The organism is Paraburkholderia sp. D1E, assembly GCF_052682275.1.
On the sequence record NZ_JBQYMB010000001.1, the window covers coordinates 602060 to 621879 of the forward strand.

Genomic DNA, 19820 nt, shown 5'->3' on the forward strand with positions numbered 1-19820 from the left:
ATCGGCTATCTCCTGATGGCCCAGAACGCCAGTTGCAGACCTGGGAACTCGCCCGCCACGTGCATCGCGAAACCGGCCGACGTGGGCAACAGCTTCCACAGATCGTTGCTGCGGTCGAGTTCGAAGTACGTGAAGCCGGCGTGGAACGGCAACTGCCGCGGCGCAACCGGCAGCGCGCGCAATGCAATGCCGGGAAGCTGCAAATTGACGAGGTCGCGGATTTTTTCGACCGGCCCGATCTTGACCTGCTGCGCAAAGCTGTTGCGCACGGTTTCGGCGGGCATTTGCGCATTGACCGCGAGCACGAACATCGCGGACTTGTAGAGCTCGGTGTCCGGCACCACCGCGACATGCACGCCGAACTTGCGTGCCTCGAGTGGAATCGGCACGACGGCAGAGTCCATCACCATGCTCAACGACTGCCGCAGATCGGCGATCACCGGCATGAAGGTTTCGGCAAGCCCGTCATGCCGGTACACCGGGTATTGCGCGGTACGCTTGTTAGCCTGCGAGAAGGTGGCCAGCTCGCCGGCCAGCGCCACCGCGACGCGGAACAGATCTTCCGGGTGCAAACCGGTCATCGTCGCCAGGTGAGCGACCAGCGGCTCCGTGCGATTGACGAGTTGCAGCAGCAGAAAGTCCTGGATCTCGGCGACTCCGCCTGTGCCGGGCGCCGTCAGCCGGTTCGCGAGCGCTTCGCCGCGCTGGCGCAACAGTCCGGTGAATTCGTCTGCGAAAGCGGCGAGCCGCGGCGCCACCCGGTAGTCGAGACACGGTGGCGCGTAATCGGGATCGAGCACGATGCGGCTGTCCGCGCGCCGCTCGATCACACGTGCGACGCCCAGACACGCATGCGCGTTCGCCACTTCGGTTTCGAACGCGAGTCTCAGGCGCAGCTTGCCGATCTGCAGCAGCGCCGCGCCGGTACCGTCCGCGTTGTTGTCGTTCACTTCGTATTCGAGCGTGCCGTAGCGCGCGAAACTGTCGGTGGACGGCGCTGCCGTGGCCTCCGGAATGCCGGGTCGGCGCACCGGCAGCGCAAGCACGACGAGCGCGTTGCGCGCGTCGTCGGGAATGTCGATGCCCGGCGGCGGGGCGTCGGCGGCGGAGAGAGCGAATGGCGTGCCGTCAGGCAGCACGCCCGCGCATTCGAGAATGGCCAGCTTGCCGAGCGCGAGTTGGGCGTCGTCGAGCTTGAGCGTGGTAAAGCCCCAGCCATACGGCCGCAGCCCGGCCGCTCGCGATTCGACCAGCGCATGCAGGTAACGGTCGTGTTGCTGGAGATGCTGCGGCTGCAGAAACATCCCCTCGGACCAGATGACTTTGTTGTTCCAGGACATCGCGTGTGCTAACTCCGGTGATGCTTCGATTCATCAATTCGTCCGCTGGCCTGACGAGTTCGGGACTGTCACGGGCCGCCCGCCGACGGCCTATGTGTGCTGTGCAATCTACGAATGGGGCGCGCCGCCGTGACTCGCCGCTGCCGCGATCGCGACGCCCAGCGCTTCGAGCCGAACCTCGACCTGTTTGACATCGGCCGGCCACACGTCGACGACCGCGCGCCAGCTCGCCGAGTCGACGTCGCGATACGCGGCCAGCACAGCGACCTGCCGAACGTCTTTCGCGCGCTCCAACACCACGGTGCGGCTCGCGCCGGGCTCGATCTGAAGGTCTTCGCGCGCCAGCAGGTCGGCGCCGAGCAACGCACTGTCGTGATCGAATAGCGCGAAGAAATCGGCGTTACTGAACTTGCTCGCCGACTTCAACTGGTAAAGCCGCACCGCGAGAGGCGATGGCCGGCCGGTGACGTCCGGGTTGAGTTCAGTAGCGGCCTTCAGCGTGACGTCGATAAGCTGCGGTGCCGGCGCCGCGGGGGCCGGTGGAGGTGGCTTGGCTTTGCCGACCAAGGGCAGCTTGTCCAGCATGCCGCAGCCGGCCAGTAGCGAGCTTGCCGCGCCAAAGACGAGCAGGCGGCGCATGTGATCGGTGTGCCATGGCCGCGCAGACAGATTCTCGTGCGGTGCAACCGACACGCGTTGGAACAGACCCAATGGAGAAGGAGTTTTCATTTGGAACGTATGCGTCCGATCTGGTCTTCATAAGCGCTCGCGAAACGTTCGCCGAACAGGCGCTGAAAGTCGTCGTCGGCCTCGCGCACCATCTCGTCGTACATTTCCACCTGGCGATCCCACATGCGCGCCTTGCGGTTGCCGCCGAGCATCTTGTCCATCACGCTCGGCGCCGAGATGCGCTTCTCGATCGCCGCCGGATCGAAACGCTTGAGCACGTCGAGCAGCGCCGCGCGCATGCCGGCGACCATCGCGAGCTCGTGCGCCTTGATGTCGTCGAACGAGGCCCAGATCGCCTTGAGCGGCGGCAGGTAACCCGCACCGCGCCCCGACAGCATCTGCATCAGCGCGCTATCCACGTCAGGGAAAAACTTCAGCGGATTGTTGTCGCGCACGCCGATCACCGTCATGTCGATGCGAATCTCCTTTTTGGTCAGCGCGCGCGCCATCAGCACGTCGATGGTTCCGCCGAGCGATTCGCGCAGCATCTGACCGACCAGTTCGGCGAGTTCCACCGCTCTACGCGAGCCGAGCGGCAGATCAGGCACGCCGAGACCCTTGAGTAGCGCTTGCAGGATGGCGTCCTGGGTTGGGACGGGAGCGGATGCCGGAGTGTGTGCCCGCGCGGACGCTGGAGTTGGCACTGCCTGGCCCGTTGGCGTTGGCCGGACTCCCTGCGCCAACGCAGGTGACTGAGGCGGTACTTCCGCGAGCGTGACATCCGGCATCGACGTGACCGGCTCCGCTCGCGCAATCACGGGCGGTGTACCTGCCTGCTCATTCTGTGAGACCACCGATAGCGGATCCGTTCGGTCATCACGCGTAAACGGCAACGGTGCAGGCGGCACGGGCGTGCTCGACCCCTGCCCTGAGCGCCCGAGAATCGTGAACTCCGGCAGCAGCACCGGCTCGGACGCAACCACCGGCGCTTCGCTCGCTGTCTGCTCATGCAGCCGCTGTGGCAATGCTGCCACCGTGTCATGACCACCCCGGCCACCGTACCCCAGATCGGCAAACGGATCGTAGTCCGTAGGAATACCCATCGACGCGCCGGTGAACGGCAACGACTCCGGCGCCGCATGCGTCCCCATCGAACCGCTATAGCCCGGTGTCCGCGCGAGCGATGGACGTTCGAACAGCGCGTCTGCCAACGGCCCCGCGTGCGGGTTCAACGGCCCATCGAGTCCCAGCGGATCGTCCGCCGGCCCGCTGCCGATCTGCAACGCGTCGAGGCGCGGCGGCAACGCTAGCGGATCGGGCAATGGCACGCCCCCGCACGAACCGAGCAGATCGTCAAGGCCATCGCCGGCCGCCACTGGGGACGGCGCCGCCACGGCGGCCGGTGCTTCGGCCTGCACCACCACGCTCAACAGATACTCACCCACCGCGAGATCGTCGCCGTGCGTCAGACGAGCCTGCCGCGAGCCGCCCAGCGGCCGCCCGTTCAACACGCTGGGATTACTGCCGACGTCCTGAATCAAAAAACTGCCATCGCGGAACTCGATGCGCGCATGCGCGCGCGAGATCAGCTTGTCCGGGTCCGGCAGGACGAGGTCGTTATCGGTTGAACGGCCGATGGTGCCGCCATCCACCTCGAACTTCCTCTCGATCGCCTCGGGCGCCGCTGCATTGCGGTAGTGTTCGACGCGAAGTATCAGGACCATGATGGATTACCTCGTGCCATCGTCTGCCTCCGTGGGCGCATCGGGCGCTTGCGGCGCGGCCGCTTGCGCGGACCCTCCGCTGCTCGCGCCGCCGCCGTTGATATTGACCATTGCCGAGCCGTCGATGGCAACGGTGGGCGCGGAGATCGAGACGCCATTCGGCGTGAGCACGATCGTGCTGCCGCCGACTTTCAAGGTCAGCATCTGATCCGCCTCCAGCGTGATAGTCGCGGCCTTGAGATCGATGCGACCGCCCGCGCCCAGCGCGAAATTGCCACCGGATTTGTGCTGGGTGTCGCCCGTCACGTCGAACGAAAGCGTCCCGCCGATCTTGCCGTTGTGTGCGCCCTGCACCGTGTCGTGCCGGTCGCCCGTGACCTTGGCGTAGTGATTTCCCGCCACGGACAGATGGCGGTCCTTGCCCACCGATTCGAGCGAATCGTTCTTGACGGTGTTGTCCTGGTTACGGCCCGCGTAGAGAAACAGTTGCTCGCTGCCGCCTTTGTCGTCGAAGCGCAGTTCGCTGTAGGTGTCGCCACCTTTCAACGAATCGCTCCTCATCGCCGAGCGCGTGGCGTTGTCGGGCAGCGCGTAGGGCGGCATCATCCCGGCGTTGTAGACGGTGCCCGTGACGAGCGGCCGGTCGGGGTCGCCGTCGAGAAATTCGACCACCACCTCCTGCCCGACGCGTGGCAGGAACAGCGCGCCCCAGCGCTTACCGGCGAACGATTGGGCGACACGCACCCAGCACGAACTGTCACCATCGCTGACACCGGAGCGGTCCCAGTGAAATCGCACCTTGACGCGGCCGTACTGGTCGGTCCAGATTTCCTGATCGTTGTTGCCCGTCACGAACGCGGTCTGCGGGCCACGTATCGAAGGTCTGGGCGTCGTGAGCGGGGTGCGATAGGCATGTGTGCTGTCGAGCGCGTCGAACGTGCAGGAGAACACCAGGCCTTCCGCCGCACCGCCAGCCGGTTCGTAACCGCCGTATGAAATCGCGTAGCGGGCGCCCGTCACGAGATAGTGCGTGTTCTGATCGACTCGTGGATGGTCGTACAGATCGAACAGTCCACCGGGGCTGATGCCGCAAATGTTCGAGCGGCCACTGACGCGCTGGGCCTGCGCCTCGATCGCCTCCATACGCGTGCGGACCACGGTCTCCGCGGCCGCCCTGGTTGAGAAACCCCCAGGATAATCGAATCGCGCCGCGGTGGCATGCTCATAGTCCGACTGCAACGCGGCCTGCGCAAGCGGGATACTGGCCTCTCGATTGGTCGCCATCTCGAAGTTGAAATCCGCGGCGCTCTGCTCGTGCGTCTGCAGCGCACCCTGCAGCGCCCACTCGCCGATGCATTCGATGCCCCGCGTGCCGCCCACGCCACCGGCCACGTAACGAATCGATCCGGCGCCGTCGAGGGTGCTGTGCGCCGCGTACGAATCGGTGAGCACGAGCGTGTGGCTCGAGGCCTCCTGACGGAAGAAATAGTAAATCCCGGCCGACTCCATCAGGCGGCTCACGAAGTCAAAGTCAGTCTCACGGTACTGCACGCAATACGGCAGCGCTTCATACGTGCTGGAAAGCGACACATCGAAACTCGCCGGATACTCGTTGAAGACGTCCTTGATGATCTCGACGACCGTTTTGTTCTGGAACACCCGGCAGTTGTGCGCGCGCGTGAGGAACCACAACCAGTGATGCAGCGTTGCCTGATAGGTCGCGAAGCGGGCGCGCCAGCCGGTGTGCGCAAACTTCGTGACATAGCCATGAAAATACCGCGGGTTGCCGCCCGGCCGGTCGATACGCACACCCATCGGCTGCCCGAGAATGTCGTGCAGCGCGAGCGAAGCACTCTCGCTCAGCAGGTCGAGCCGGTATTCACCGAGCCGGCCGAGTTCGTCGCTGCCGTTCATGCCGGCAAACAGCAGCGCATCGTCGCCGAGCGGGCTCGACACGGCGCACGGGCGGTTCTTCTGAGTGGTCATGGAGGTGGTCGCTAAGGTCGCCACGCGTCAGCCTTTAGGGAATCATCGTTTTGACGGTACCCGGTGCGACGAAGCTGATCGCGCCGCCCCAGGTGCATAAGCAGGTCGATGTGTTGTCGAGTGCCGGAAATTTTCCGATCGTCACCGTCGGCGCGCCAGGCGTCCACGGCGACACCGTCGCGGGCACGCAGGGCATCGGCGTCAGCACGCCGAGCGCGGCCGCCGTCGCGGCGGCGACCGTCGGGTTCGAGACCGAGTTGCAGATGCCGAACGGCATGACGTTGACGAGCGGAATGTGATCCATGATGTTCGCAGCAGGCGGCCCTTCCGCGAACACCTTGTTGGTGGGCAACACGACAAGGCTCGACGGCACCGCGCCGAACGAGCACTTCAGGGTCGCGCCCATCGAGACCTGACTAGCCATGGCGGGGCCGCTCCTCAATCGAATGCATAACAGAACTCGCCGTTCAACACGGTGATGTGCGCGCGACGCACCGGCTTGCCGTCCATCAGCCGCGTGAGAAATTCACCGCTGATGGCAGGCAGCAGACTGTTGGTGAGAATCGCGTCGATCATCCGGCCGCCGCTTTCGAGCTCCGTGCAGCGGCTCGCGATCAGCTTGACCACTTCGTCGTCGTAGGTGAACGGCACCTTGTGGCTTTGTGCGACGCGCCGCGCGATGCGCCCGAGTTGCAGGCGGATGATCGCGCCGATCATCTCGTCATTCAGCGGGTAGTACGGGATCGTGACGAGGCGGCCCAGCAGCGCAGGCGGAAACACCTTCAGCAACGGTTCGCGCAGCGCTTTGGCGATGCCGTCGGCGTCGGGCATCAGGTCCGGGTCCTTGCACAGGCTTGTAATCAGATCGGTGCCGGCATTCGTCGTCAGCAGGATCAGCGTGTTCTTGAAGTCGATCACGCGGCCTTCGCCGTCTTCCATCCAGCCCTTGTCGAATACCTGGAAGAAGATTTCGTGCACATCCGGGTGGGCCTTTTCCACTTCGTCGAGCAGCACGATGCTGTACGGGCGGCGGCGAACCGCCTCGGTCAGCACCCCCCCTTCGCCGTAGCCCACGTAGCCGGGTGGCGCGCCCTTGAGCGAAGAGACGGTATGCGCTTCCTGGTACTCGCTCATGTTGATCGTGATGACGTTCTGCTCGCCGCCATACAACGCCTCTGCGAGTGCCAAAGCGGTCTCGGTCTTGCCCACGCCCGAGGTGCCGGCCAGCATGAACACGCCAATCGGTTTGCCCGGATTGTCGAGACCCGCGCGCGAAGTCTGGATGCGTTTAGCGATCATGTCGAGCGCGTGGCGCTGGCCGATGATCCGCTGCGACAGCGTATCGGCGAGTTTCAGCACATTCTCGATTTCGTTCTTCACCATCCGGCCGACCGGAATGCCCGTCCAGTCCTGCACGACCGAGGCGACCGCCTGGTGATCGACGGTCGGCAAAATCAGCGGCGTCTCGCCCTGGTGCGCAGCGAGTTGTGCCTGCAGATCTTTCAGCTGGGCGAACCATGATTCGGCGCTGCCCGCATCCGCCGCGCTTTCGACCTTGCCGGTCGCGTCACGCAACTTGCCACGCAGTTCGAGGATGCGGTCGACCAGCGCCTTTTCTGTCTGCCAGCGGGCGTCGAGTTCGGCGAGCCGCGCACGCTCGGTGACGAGCTTTTGGGTCGCGAGCGTTTCGCGCTCAAGCGTGTCGACGCCGACCGCCGTCTCGCGCCCGATGATCGCCAACTCCGTTTCGAGCGCGACAATGCGCTTTCTGGCATCGTCGATCGCGGCGGGCGTGGCATGCTGGCTGACCGCAACGCGTGCACAAGTCGTGTCGAGCAGACTCACGGCTTTGTCCGGCAGTTGTCGCGCCGGAATGTAGCGATGCGACAGCTTGACGGCGGCATCGAGTGCTTCGTCGAGAATCTGCACGCGGTGATGCGTTTCCAGCGACGAGGCGATGCCGCGCATCATCAACAAAGCCTTTTCCTCCGACGGCTCCGCCACCTGCACGACCTGGAAGCGGCGCGTGAGCGCCGGGTCTTTCTCGATGTGTTTTTTGTATTCGGCCCAGGTGGTCGCCGCGACGGTGCGCAGCGTGCCGCGCGCGAGGGCCGGCTTGAGCAAATTGGCGGCGTCGCCGGTGCCCGCGGCACCGCCCGCGCCCACCAGCGTATGCGCTTCGTCGATGAACAGGATCACCGGCTTCTCCGATGCCTGCACCTCTTCGATCACTTGCCGCAGACGGTTCTCGAACTCCCCTTTCATGCTCGCGCCAGCCTGCAACAGACCGACGTCGAGCGTGAGCAGGCGCACCTCGCGCAACTGCGGCGGCACGTCGCCCGCCACGATGCGCTGGGCGAATCCCTCAACCACTGCTGTCTTGCCGACGCCGGCCTCGCCGGTGAGAATCGGATTGTTCTGGCGCCGCCGCATCAGGATGTCGATCACCTGGCGAATTTCTTCGTCGCGTCCGACGATCGGGTCGAGCTTGCCGCTTCTCGCCTGTTCGGTCAGATCGAGCGTGAAGCGTTTCAATGCTTCGCCCTTGCCGAGTGCAGCCGGTGCGAGCGCACCGCTGGCTTCGCCGGGCCCTGCCGCGCCCATCTGGAAGTTGTCCGTGGGCGAAAGGTTCGATTCCGGCGAGGCGCCGGCGATTTCATCGAATGCGTCGACGAGCGCTTCGCTCTTGACCTTCTCAAACTGGCGCGAGATCGCATGCAAGGAGTGGCGCAAGCCCTGCGTCTTCAGCAGCCCGACCACGATGTAGCCGGTGCGCACCTGCGACTCGCCGAACATCAGCGTGCCGTACACCCACGCACGTTCAACGGCCTCCTCGACCTGCGACGACAGATCGGTGACCGAGGTCGAGCCGCGCGGCATACGATCAAGCGACGCCGTCAGGTCGCGCGCAAGCACGGCGGCGTCGATATCGAAATGGCGAATGATGCGATGCAGGTCGGAGTCCTGCAGTTGCAGGATCTGATGAATCCAGTGAGCAAGCTCCACGTACGGATTGCCACGCAGCTTACAGAACACCGTACTGCTTTCTATCGCCCGGTAAGCGAGCCCGTTCAACTTCCCGAACAGCGCGACGCGACTGATCTCAGCCATGAATGTCCTCTTGAGCGTGTGGATGCCCAGGTTTAACGAAATGTTCTTTCTCTGACACAGGAGGCTTGTCGCCTCAGAATCGCGAAGGAACCGGATAGAACAGCAACTGATCGGCATCGCGCGCCCGTTCCCGGCCGCCGACCCAGGTCGTAAGCCCAAGCCGCGCGGTGCGCCCGAGCTGCAACGGCGGCACGTGTTCTTTCCTGAGTACAAGCCGCACATCCCAGGCGAGCGCGTCGCCCGCGTATTGCCGGACCCAGTCGATCAGGCGCGCGAGGTTCGCGCCGCCTGGCAACAACGTGCAGAACTGCTCGAAGTCGAGCGGACCGATGCGCAAACGGAACTTGTGTTGAACGTTCCATACCGCGCTGCCCAGCACGGTGCTCAAGCCTAACCGTTCGGCGTTGACGCCGGTCTTCAATCGCGTGCGCTCATCGACAGGCAAGCGCATCCAATGACCGACGAAAGGCTCGACGCTCACGGCCACGCGGAAGAAATCCGCGAGTAGCGCAGCCAGGCCCTCGGCGTTTCGGCGCTGATCGGCAAGACGCCCTGCGTAGTGAAGCTTCGCGACGCCTGGCAACGTTGAGCGGTGCTGCAGCGAAGGCATGCCAAGCCCGACGAGCGAGGCGACATACGTCGAGAAACGGTCGGCTTCAGGGCGGTCGAGACTGACTGCAGGCTGCGCGTTCGCCCACGCGCAATAGAACAGCGACAGCATGCGGTGATGAAATACGTCGAGAAACCGCGCCAGCGTCGGGTCGGCCGAATTGCGCAAGCGGTCGCGGATGTACTCGGTCAGATGCAGCGGCAGCGGTCCGTTCGGCCCACTCAAGCCGAGAAAATTGACCTCCATGCGCGGCGGTTTTTCGCCGCGCCATTCGAGCTTCTCGATCATCGCCGGCTCGAATGCGAGCGTCACCGCCTGCGCAAGCCGCACCGGATCGTCGGCGGCGCGCTGCGACCGGCCCAAGCGCGGGTTGTCCGGGTACGCGGCCTCGATCAGCCGCAGGGCCGCATAGAAGTCGAAGCGCCGAGGCTCGTCGGTGAGCGGCGCGAGGCGCCCTACAGGATCTCGCATCGTCCGATCCTCGCCGGCCATTTCATGATGTCACCGCGCGTTGTCGAACGCACGACGGTCTCGGTGAAAGTATTGAGCGATGTGTACTTAGCGAAAAACTGTTCGAGCACGCTACCGAACAGAAAGATGCCGGCGCCTTCGAACGCGCTTTCGTCCATCGTCACGGTGACCTGCAAGCCTCGCCCGTAGGCGATATGCCCCGGCCCGGGAATGCGTCGCACAACGGGTTGCGACGACACCGAGCGCACGCCTTCGATCTGCCGGTGCCCCACCGTATCGGCGACGCCCACGTAAAGGCGCAGCAGATCGCGCAGCGCCGAAGCGCCCTCCTTCTCACCTTGATCGAGCAAGGAAAGGTAGTTCAGCGACAGATGGCTGACCACGCGCCAGGCAACTTCCCCTTCGGCATGCGAAGGCGCCGGCGCAGTCGGTCCGGCGACACAGCGCACGGCCTGAACGGGCGCGCTCGCCTCCAGTGTGAAGTCGGTCTTGCCAAGGCCTAGCGGCATTGAAAGCGGCAGATCGCGATTGGTGCACAACAACTCGGCGCCAAGCAGGCGCAAATCGCTGCGATAAGGCGCCTCCAGCGGGTCAACCAGCGAGACGAACATCTCACTGCCGACATAGCTAGAACGCGGCCCCTGGCGCCGCTGCCGCTCGGACAGCACGCGGCGCGCGCGGCGCACCTGGTAGTACGCGCCCGCCTCACGCTCGTTCATCAGATCGTTGGCCGCATAGAACGGCCGGAAGGCTTGCTGCTCGTCCTTGCCGCTGCCGTAGCCAGTGACAGACACCACCTGATGAATTTCGAAATCCATCGGCCGGGTACGGTCGGGAATCAGGTGAAACTCGGCATGCTGTTTCGTCAGGTGAATGCGATCCGATCGCTTCGGAAACAGGTTGATCGCCGGCGTGCAGAACAGGCTGAACGTTTCCGTTCCAACGCCGCCTTCCAGCGACGGCTGTAACCTGTCGAACAGGATTACCAGATCGAGTTCGTTGTCCGCGCATCGGCTGACCGCACGCGCGAGGCCGCTGAATTCGACGAACTGATAACGCTGCGGGAACGCGAAGTACTCGTGCAGCAGCCGGTAACCGTGAAACGAACGCGGTCCGTGCGGCAGCAGGGCTTCGTCCGCCGCGAAACCCACACGGCCAATCTGCACCCGGTCGATCACCTCGTGCCACGCAGCGTTGCCGTTGGCCTCGGCCTTGGCCGGGATCGCGATCAACGCCAGAGCATGACCGAATATCTGCTCGTACAACTGCGCGGGCAGCGCATCGCTGCCGCGCAGATGCAGCGTCAGGCGCTCGAGCGACAGTTCGTTGAATGCAAGGCCGGCGGTGGTGCGCAAGCGCAGTCTCAACGCGGCGCGCACTTTGCCTAGCCGCGAAAAATCCAGTCCGGCGAGCTCACCCGCGTGCGCAAAGTACTCCGCGTGGGCAATTTCAAGCGGCCAGAGCGTAGTCTCGTGCGCGGTGCGGTATTCGCACGGCGTCTGGTCGTTCTTACCCAGGATGCTTTTCAGCACGGTGTCGCGTGGCAACCTGAAGCCAGACGCAAGGCTGCCTTCCGCCAGATCCGGCGAGAACTGCACTACTGCCATCGAGGGCGCCGGCGCAAGGTAATGCGGATAAACCAGCTCCAGCAGATGTTCGGTGAAGCGTGGAAACTCCGCGTCGATTTTCATCTGCACGCGCGCGGCGAGAAAGCTGAAGCCTTCCAGGAGGCGCTCGACGTAAGGGTCCGCGCACGCGAAACTTTCCAGCCCGAGGCGTCCGGCGACCTTTGGAAATTCGCGGGCGAATTCGCCGCCGGTCTCGCGCAGATGCTGGAGTTCGCGCTCGTAGTAGCGCAAGAGGCGCGTGTCCATCAGGAAAACACCGCGTCGAAATCGGTGACGCGTATCTCGCCCATCTCCAGATCGAGCTCGGTCTTCAGAAACAGGCGCTCGGGCACGGGCTGCCCCCACAGTTCGCCTTCGAGTTCGAAGACGAGCTGATTATGCGAGCTCTGGTCGAACTCGATCGGCCGAACCTGGACCGTGTTGCGCAAGATGCGTGGTTCGAAGTCCCAGATCGCCTGGCGCATGCGTCGCGCGACGCCCTCGATGTCGATTCCCGACGCGGTCTGCCCGGAAAAATCGGGAATGCCATAGTTGATAACCGACTGCGCGGCGAGCGGAAATGCTTCGAGGTCCTGCAGAATACCGATGCCATTGGAATTGAAGAGCCACGCGAGATCGCGCAACACGGCCTGGCGCAGCGTACGCATCGACAGCACGCGGCGCTCGCGCGATTCCTGCGTGTTGTCTGGTTCGTCGTCGGTCAGCCGGTCGAGCAGCGACGGCTGGAGACGTTCTTTCGCGGTCAGTTCGGCCATGATCGTCTCACTGCAGCGGCGCTGCGGGCGCGGCGTCGATCTGAATTTCACGCACGTCCATCAGCGAGTGGTCGCCCGTGTCAGTCGCAAAAACGCGCTGCCCCACGCCGACAAACACGCCTTCGCGCGGCTCATGCCATTCGGTGCGGCGCGCGAGTTTCAACGCGTCATTCGCCACGGCGAGTGTGCCGTCGTAACGGGTCGGCACAAACGCAACGCTCTCGCCGCCGCTCGCGAAGGTCACCTGAGCCGGCATCCACACGGTGTCGCGCAAATCCGCTGGTGCGTCGAAAGCGATCCGGGTCAGCCGGTGAAACGGCACCCAGTAGTAGTGGCCATTGACGATCATCTCCACCAGCGGCCCAAGGCGCGCATCCGCATCGGCAATCCATTCGAACGGCTCGCCGTCGAGCGTGCCGCTGCTGGCGGGCGCCATGTCTAGCGCCTCTTCGCGCAGGCGTGCGGCCTCGGCGAAGGCGCCGTCGGTATCGCGCTTCAATGCTTCGAGCATCAGCGCGATCCACGCTTGCGGTTCGCCGAAGATGACGGGCGTGCGCCGCCCCGCGAACACTTCAGCGCGCAGCGCTTCGCAACGTAACGCCTCGCGGTAGCTTTGCACCATCGCCAGCGCGCCGGCATCCAACTCGCCGCACACGGCAAGCTGTGTATTCGCGCGCTCCCACTGGCCAAGCACGGCAAGCAGCTGAAACAGGAAGACGCGGCTTTTCGGATCGGCCGGGTTGGCGCGCACTTCCTGCGTCAACGCGGCGAGTGCGTCGTCGAGCCGGCCGCTTCGCAACAGATCCTGAGTCGTCATGGCGTGTCTCTGAAGCTCCCCAGCACGCGGCGCGAGCGCCGCGGCATGAGGAGCGGTGAAGGTCGTTGTTGTCGAACCGCTGAGCTCAATACGTCGCCTTGTTCGTGCTCAGATCCCACTTCTTCGGTGTGCCGGTCTTCACCGTGGCGCCGTCGAACTGGTCGTACTGGTATGAGATCTTCGCGAAGTTCAACGAGAACGATTCGGACGGCCGGTCACCGCCGCTCGACAACGAATAGGCACTCACGATCGCCTCCTCGAGTTCGATCTTCAGATACACCTGGTCGGTCTTGTCCGCGCCACCCGTCTGGATGAAGTGAATCTCGGCCTTACCTAGCGACTTGCCATAGGTCGCCTGGGCAAACAGGTCGGCCGACGCGATATCGGTCGGCTTCGAGAACGTCACCTCCGAGAAGGACGGATTGCTCGTATCGCGATCGGTCGCGCCGTCGCTGCTCGTGGAGATGGCGCGACCGACGCCCAGTTGCATGGAATTGACGGCGATCCAGTCGGTATGGCCTTCGACCTTGGAGGTGCCTTTGATCTGCGTTGCGAAGTTTAGGAGAATCATTTTTTTCCTCTTGATAAGTGAACAACAACCCGATGGACAACGGGCTGCCGGAGCTTGCTAAGCCGATTACTTCTTGGCCGACGGCAGCTTCGAGACGAGCCGCAGCGACACGGTCAGTCCTTCGAGCTGGTAGTGCGGGCGCAGGAAAAACTTCGCGCCGTAATAGCCCGGATTACCCTCCACTTCTTCCACCACGACTTCCGCACCGGCGAGCGGTTTGCGCGCCTTGTCGGCCTCGGTCGCAGTGGCCGGGTTGTTTTCCACGTACTGGCCGATCCAGTTGTTCAACCAGATCTCCATGTCGCGGCGTTCCTTGAACGAACCGATCTTGTCGCGCACGATGCATTTCAGGTAATGCGCGAAGCGGCAGGTCGCGAACAGGTACGGCAAGCGCGCCGCGAGATTGGCGTTGGCGGTCGCGTCGGCGTCTTCGTATTCGGTTGGGCGCTGCAACGACTGCGCGCCGATGAAGGCGGCGAAGTCCGTGTTCTTCTTGTGGATGAGCGGCATGAAGCCGTTCTTCGCCAGCTCCGCTTCGCGGCGGTCGCTAATCGCGATCTCGGTCGGACAGGTCATGTCGACGCCGCCGTCGTCCGACGGGAACGTGTGCACGGGCAAGCCTTCGAGTGCGCCGCCGGATTCGATGCCGCGAATCTGCGAGCACCAGCCATAGGTTTTGAACGAGCGGTTGATGTTGACCGCCATCGCATACGCGGCGTTCGACCATGTGTAGTTCTTCGGGTCGCCGCTCGTATCTTCTTCGAAGTCGAATTCCTCGACGGGATTCGTATTCGCCCCGTACGGCGCGCGCGACAGGAAGCGCGGCATCGTCAAACCGACGTAGCGCGCGTCCTCCGAATCACGGAACGAACGCCATGCTGCGTGCTCGGGCGTCTGGAAGATTTTTGTCAGATCGCGCGGATTGGCGAGTTCCTGCCACGAGTCCATCAGCATCACGGACGGATCGGCGGCGCTAATGAACGGCGCGTGCGCGGCGGCCGCGATCTTGGCCATGGAACTGAGCAGGTCGACATCAGGCGCGCTGTTGTCGAAGTAGTAATCGGCGACGAGTGCGCCGAACGGTTCACCGCCGAACTGACCGTATTCTTCTTCGTAGACCTTCTTGAACACCGGGCTTTGATCCCACGCGGTGCCTTTGTATTTCTTGAGCGTCTTGCCCAACTCGTTCTTCGACACGTTGAAGACGCGGATCTTCAGCATCTCGTCGGTCTCGGTGTTGTTCACCAGATAATGCAGGCCACGCCATGCGCTTTCGAGTGCCTGGAACTCCTCATTGTGCAGAATCTGATGAATCTGCTCGGAGAGCTTTTTGTCGATCTGGGCGATCAACGCGCCGACGGTGGCGAGCACATCGTTCGACACCAGGTGGGTGCCGGCAAGCGCCTGCACCGCGAGTGTCTTGACGGCCTCTTCGACGGCTTCTTTCGCTTTGTCGGTTTTCGGTTTGAATTCCTTTTGCAGCAGGCTCGCGAACTCGCTCACCTCAACGGTCTCGCCGCCTGGCGACGCTTGTGATTCGGTACTGGTCTCGGCCATGTGAAACTCCGTCGGTAGCGATTGGGGTTATTCCTGCGGCTTCGGGGACGAGGTGAGCGCCTGCATCAGCGCCGGCTGTTCGAGCAGTTGCGCGATCAACGTTTCCGCGCCGGTCTTGCCGTCCATGTAGGTCAGAAGATTGGCGAGCTGCGAACGCGCTTCGAGCAACTGGTTGAGCGAGCCGACCTTGCGGGCAATCGCCGCGGGCGAAAAGTCGTCCATGCTCTCGAAGGTCATATCGACCGAGAGATTGCCTTCGCCCGTGAGGGTGTTCGGCACCTGGATCGCCACGCGCGGCTTGGTTGCCTTCATCCGCTCGTCGAAGTTGTCGACGTCGATCTCGAGGAACTTGCGATCGGCGACCGGTGCGAGCGGGTCGGCCGACCTGCCGGACAGATCGGCGAGCACGCCCATCACGAACGGGATCTGCACTTTCTTCTGCGATCCATACACCTCAACGTCATACTCGATCTGGACGCGCGGCGCCCGGTTTCGAGCGATGAATTTCTGACTGCTTTCCTTGGCCACGATGACTCTCCGCTTACGAAGGGGTTGCTGGGATTACTCCGACTGAATGCCGCCCACCTGGCGGACGGATGCCATGCTTTCCGGCGCGAGGTCCGCGACGATTTCGAGGAAGCTCATCGTCACGAGGCGCCGCGCACGCAGCAGCATCAGGGGCACGGGACTCGACGGCTCGTGGCGTTCGTAATACGCGCAGAGTTTGTCGAGCAGGCGCGTGACGTCGTCGCGTCCGGTGATTTCGTCCTTGCGTGCTGAGGCGTTCGCGCCGGGTTGGGTGGCGTCGCCGCCCGCGCCGTCCGCGTCGGCTGCATGGGTTGCGTCGTCTGACTCAAGCGCATCGGCCGGTGCACGGCGTTGCAAACGCTGCGCTGCGAAGTCGCGGGCGCGTTTGAGCAGCCGGCTGAGTTCAGTGAGATCGATCGCGCGTGCGGCGCCCACCCGCGCGGTGAGTTGCGATTCGATGTGTTCGATACACGCGCAGGCTTCTTCGAGTAACGCCGCCGATTGCTGCAACACGCCGAGCTCGACGTTCAGGAAGATTCCTTCGATCAACGTCATCGTCGGCGCTTCCTCACCCTCGGGGGCCGCCATTTCGCCGTTAGCGATTTCGATGTCGCGCAGGCTGACGCGTCCCGCCACGCCGGCGTCGATGAGCGAGGCTGCCTTCAGCGTGCGCAAAACGGTGGTGGAGTCGATCAACGCGGTGAGCGCGTTGACGCGCATCGTCGGATCGTTGTCGTCGTCCGGATCGAGTTGCGGATGTACGTGATCCCAGTTCGCGTCGAGCAAACGATCCAGCACGACGAGACCTTGTGTGAACCCGGCGATGCCCTCGATTTCGAGCATCGCGCGGGTCAGATGGATGGCAATGCGCAGATCGCGCGTGCGGGTGAATAACGCAAGGCAAGCTTTGCGGACCGCTTTCCAGTCCGCCGGTTCACCCGCGATGACGGTCGCGCCGAACTGCGCCTCTTCCTTGCCCTTGGCGAGTTCTTCGAGCTCGAGAAACGCCGCGTCGTATTCCAGGTCGCTGCCGCACGGCGCGTCCACGGATAACTCGGTCAGGATTGCATCGGCATCGAACACGTTCACCCCTTTTTCTGATCGCGGAGTGAATTATTGAGATGATGCGTTTCCCAAACGTTTCCGTGGCCGATCACAGCCACGGACGCGAGGCTATAGCTGCTTCAGACGATCGATCTTCTGTTGCGTCGAGTTCTCAAGACTCTGCAGCACGGTCAAATCCGCCTGGACCCGTTCCAGTGCCTTTTTCTGAATCGCGCGCGCCTGCCTTTCCTGAGTCGCGATCCCCTGGCCGAAGCCTTCGATCGACTCAATGGCCTGGTGCGATATCTCCACCCGCTTCAACGCGTCGTCTCTTCTTTTCCCATAACTGTAGAGCTGATACCCGCTGATCGCATTCCCCAGGAAAGGAAAAAACGCGAGCGGCTTCATCAATAACTCCGTGCCCGTGGGAACTCTGGGGGTCGTCGACAGTGGGCTACTCAAGTAGACCGCATCAAGGTTCTGCTGCTCGATTTCCTTGACCTTGCGGGCAGCCTCGATATCCTCTCGATTCACACCCAGTTGCTGCTTGAGTTGATCCGCGGTCTCACTGAGCTCACGGTGTTGCTCAACGCTGTTTTCGTGCTTGCGCAGCAACTGCGTTCTGCCCGTCCTTGCGTTGTCGACGTAAGTTGTCAGTGTCCCGTATTCATCGGCATTGCCTCGCATCCACGTTGCGAATGGAACGCCGGTGGCACGGTGAAACATCCCCTTGCTGCTGTCACTTTCTCCGTATATATCAGCCATGCTCATTCTCCTTCGTTAGCGATGCATTGACGATTTTCAGGCGCTACTCGCAGTGGCGAAAAAGTGGCCACCCAACACTTACCGCTTGCTCACATCCGGCACATCCACACCCGCCGTGCGCGCGACGTTGTACCAGCGGATCGACTCCGCGTAGTCACGCGGCACGTCGCCCGAGCCGTTTCCGTAGATGTCGCCTAACTGCTTCGCCGCCTGACCGCTGCCGCCACGCGCCGCGCGTTTGTAGAGCCGTACGGCGTCGTTGAGCTTGCCTTCGCCTTGCAGCTTCGCCGCCTGCGCGAGCAGATCGGCGGACGATACTTTCGGCTCGGCGGCGGGTGTGGTATCGGCAGGTTTGGCGGCGAGCGTGGGCGCAGGCGCGGCGGGGGACGTTGCTTGCGCATTTGCCTGCGACGGCGTGGGTGCCACAGACGTCGGGGCGGCATGCGACGCCGTGGTGCTGCTGACTGGCGCCGCTGCTTGCGCCGACGTCGTATGCGGCGTCTGCTGCGCGACAATGGCTGTCGATGCCGCCGTTGGCGCGGCATTCGGCTTGGTGGTTTTACTCGCGCTCACCACCGCTTCCGAAGCGCGGTTCTTCGCAAGCGCCTCGCGCGCGCGGCGCTCCGCGTCGGCAGCGGATGCAGCGGATGCAGCCTTCAGGCGTACGGCTTCACGCTGTGCTGTGCTTGTGCTGCTTGCGCTGTTCGTGGCGTTTGTGGCGTTGGTCGCCACGGACGTATTCGTGGCACCTGGGGCACTCGGATTACCCTTCTCGTCGCCAACTGGTGTTGTCGCAACCCGTGCCTCCGCGCCGGACGCAGCACCTTGCGATGCGGACGCCTCCGCAGGCTTCCCCGCCACGAGCGATGACCTATTTGCATCGACCGGCGGCGTCACACTTGCCGCGGACCCGCCACCATTCACCGATACCGGCGTGCTTTGCCTGAGCATGAAGTATCCGCCGCCACCCACGGCCAGCAGCGCCACCGACGCCACCGCGATCAGCGCAGTCGTGCCGCCCTTCTTCGCGACCGGCGCTAGCCGCACCGATCCGTCGCCCGAGCCCGCCGGCATACCAGGCTGGCGTGGCCGGTCAAGCGCGAGCCGCGTGCCCCCTTCCGCTCCACCGTCACCAAGCGCACCGGAGCGTGACGCCGCCGAATCGTCGCCGTGCAGCTTCGCCAGCTTGCGGCGCGCGAGATCGGCATAGGTCCCGTCCGGAAACTTCGCGATATAAAGTTCGAATTCGTCCGGATCGCTGCTGTCCTTGATGGTCTTCCAGAACTCGATCTCGACCGCGCTCAAATCGTTCGCGACGCGCGTGCCGCGTGCCGCGCCCGTTTCGCCGGGCGGTCGCGCGCGCGCCGCGGCCACCGCGAGCATGGTCGCTTCGTCCTCGTCGATCGCCTGGCCGGCGAGTGCGCGTTGCAGGTCTTCCTTGAATGCCCTCGCGTACGGGTAACGTTCCTCGGGATTCTTCGCGAGCGCACGAAACACAATCGCGTCGAACACTGGATCGAGCGCCGGATTCTGCACCGAGGGCGGCACCGGATCGTCCTGGATGATCTGCCGTTGCACGGCCCAATGACCGTCTCCAACAAACGGCCGCTTCATCGTCAGCAACTGGTACAGCACGATGCCGACCGCGAAAATGTCGGAGCGTGTACCCACCGGATTGCCCATTGCCTGCTCGGGCGACATATAGCTAGGTGTCCCGACCATCGTGCCGGCCTGGGTGCCGTCGCTGCCGGTATCCGACAGCCGCGCAACGCCGAAGTCGGTCAACTTCACGCGCATCTGTGCGTCGAGCATCACGTTCGCCGGTTTCACGTCGCGATGCACAATGCCCTGCTCGTGCGCGTAGCCAAGCGCGTCGAGCAATTCACCGGTCATGCGCACCGCGTCCTTCACGGCGAATTTCGTGCCCTTGTCGAAGTACGCCTTGAGCTCCTCGCCGCGAATCAGCTCCATCACGATGTAGGCGACGTTGTTCTCTTCGCCGAAATCGAACACGCCGACAATATGCGGATGACTCAGCCGCGCGACGGCCTGCGCCTCCCGCTCGAAGCGCACCTGATATTCGGCCGCCATTTCCGGATCGGAAAGCTGGCTCTTGAGAATGGTCTTGATCGCGACCGGCCGGTTCAGTTTCGGGTCGACGCCTTCGTAGACGACACCCATCGCGCCGCGCCCAAGCACGCGCCTGATCTGATATCTGCCGAGTTGTTGTAGCTCTTCCATCGC

General features: G+C 63.6%; 16 protein-coding genes. All 16 read right to left on the reverse strand.

Features of this window, described 5'->3' with window-relative positions; translation table 11 throughout:
* Positions 1 to 5: 5 nt before the first annotated feature.
* On the reverse strand, positions 6 to 1340 hold the full coding sequence (tssK, locus tag ACUN0E_RS02865; protein ID WP_445565573.1) for a type VI secretion system baseplate subunit TssK: 1335 nt from the start codon (positions 1338 to 1340) through the stop codon (positions 6 to 8).
* Between the two features lie 108 nt (positions 1341 to 1448).
* Positions 1449 to 2069 (reverse strand): type VI secretion system lipoprotein TssJ, encoded by a 621-nt coding sequence (gene tssJ / locus ACUN0E_RS02870; protein WP_445565574.1) that lies wholly within the window; start codon positions 2067 to 2069, stop codon positions 1449 to 1451.
* The gene (tagH, locus tag ACUN0E_RS02875) at positions 2066 to 3733 is read right to left on the reverse strand and encodes a type VI secretion system-associated FHA domain protein TagH (protein ID WP_445565575.1); all 1668 of its coding nucleotides are present in this window, start codon (positions 3731 to 3733) and stop codon (positions 2066 to 2068) included. The genes tssJ and tagH overlap by 4 nt, the downstream gene beginning before the upstream one ends.
* 6 nt (positions 3734 to 3739) lie before the next feature.
* Positions 3740 to 5719: a type VI secretion system Vgr family protein gene (locus tag ACUN0E_RS02880; RefSeq protein WP_445565576.1), complete on the reverse strand. Its 1980-nt coding sequence runs from the start codon at positions 5717 to 5719 to the stop codon at positions 3740 to 3742.
* 34 nt (positions 5720 to 5753) lie between these two features.
* Positions 5754 to 6143: a DUF4280 domain-containing protein gene (locus ACUN0E_RS02885; protein ID WP_445565577.1), complete on the reverse strand. Its 390-nt coding sequence runs from the start codon at positions 6141 to 6143 to the stop codon at positions 5754 to 5756.
* 14 nt (positions 6144 to 6157) lie between these two features.
* Positions 6158 to 8830 carry a type VI secretion system ATPase TssH gene (gene tssH, locus ACUN0E_RS02890; RefSeq protein ID WP_445565578.1) on the reverse strand — a complete coding sequence of 891 codons (2673 nt, stop codon included), beginning with the start codon at positions 8828 to 8830 and terminating at the stop codon, positions 6158 to 6160.
* A 73-nt stretch (positions 8831 to 8903) separates the two neighbouring features.
* On the reverse strand, positions 8904 to 9911 hold the full coding sequence (gene tssG / locus ACUN0E_RS02895) for a type VI secretion system baseplate subunit TssG (protein WP_445565579.1): 1008 nt from the start codon (positions 9909 to 9911) through the stop codon (positions 8904 to 8906).
* Positions 9896 to 11785 (reverse strand): type VI secretion system baseplate subunit TssF, encoded by a 1890-nt coding sequence (tssF, locus tag ACUN0E_RS02900; protein WP_445565580.1) that lies wholly within the window; start codon positions 11783 to 11785, stop codon positions 9896 to 9898. The genes tssG and tssF overlap by 16 nt, the downstream gene beginning before the upstream one ends.
* Positions 11785 to 12294, reverse strand: a complete 510-nt coding sequence (gene tssE, locus ACUN0E_RS02905) for a type VI secretion system baseplate subunit TssE (protein WP_445565581.1) — start codon at positions 12292 to 12294, stop codon at positions 11785 to 11787. Before tssE ends, tssF begins: the two co-directional genes overlap by 1 nt.
* Before the next feature lie 7 nt (positions 12295 to 12301).
* The gene (locus ACUN0E_RS02910; protein ID WP_445565582.1) at positions 12302 to 13111 is read right to left on the reverse strand and encodes a type VI secretion system accessory protein TagJ; all 810 of its coding nucleotides are present in this window, start codon (positions 13109 to 13111) and stop codon (positions 12302 to 12304) included.
* 85 nt (positions 13112 to 13196) lie between these two features.
* Positions 13197 to 13682, reverse strand: coding sequence for an Hcp family type VI secretion system effector (locus ACUN0E_RS02915; protein ID WP_445565583.1), 486 nt, complete (start codon positions 13680 to 13682; stop codon positions 13197 to 13199).
* Positions 13683 to 13748: 66 nt separating this feature from the next.
* A complete protein-coding gene (gene tssC / locus ACUN0E_RS02920) occupies positions 13749 to 15239 on the reverse strand; it encodes a type VI secretion system contractile sheath large subunit (RefSeq protein ID WP_445565584.1) in 1491 nt (496 codons plus the stop codon).
* Positions 15240 to 15266: 27 nt separating this feature from the next.
* Positions 15267 to 15767, reverse strand: coding sequence for a type VI secretion system contractile sheath small subunit (gene tssB / locus ACUN0E_RS02925; RefSeq protein ID WP_445565585.1), 501 nt, complete (start codon positions 15765 to 15767; stop codon positions 15267 to 15269).
* Between the two features lie 33 nt (positions 15768 to 15800).
* Positions 15801 to 16856, reverse strand: a complete 1056-nt coding sequence (tssA, locus tag ACUN0E_RS02930; protein ID WP_445565586.1) for a type VI secretion system protein TssA — start codon at positions 16854 to 16856, stop codon at positions 15801 to 15803.
* Between the two features lie 84 nt (positions 16857 to 16940).
* A complete protein-coding gene (locus ACUN0E_RS02935) occupies positions 16941 to 17576 on the reverse strand; it encodes a hypothetical protein (RefSeq protein ID WP_445565587.1) in 636 nt (211 codons plus the stop codon).
* 78 nt (positions 17577 to 17654) lie between these two features.
* Entirely contained in the window at positions 17655 to 19817 is a 2163-nt protein-coding gene (locus ACUN0E_RS02940; protein WP_445565588.1) for a protein kinase domain-containing protein, read from the reverse strand.
* Positions 19818 to 19820: the final 3 nt, after the last annotated feature.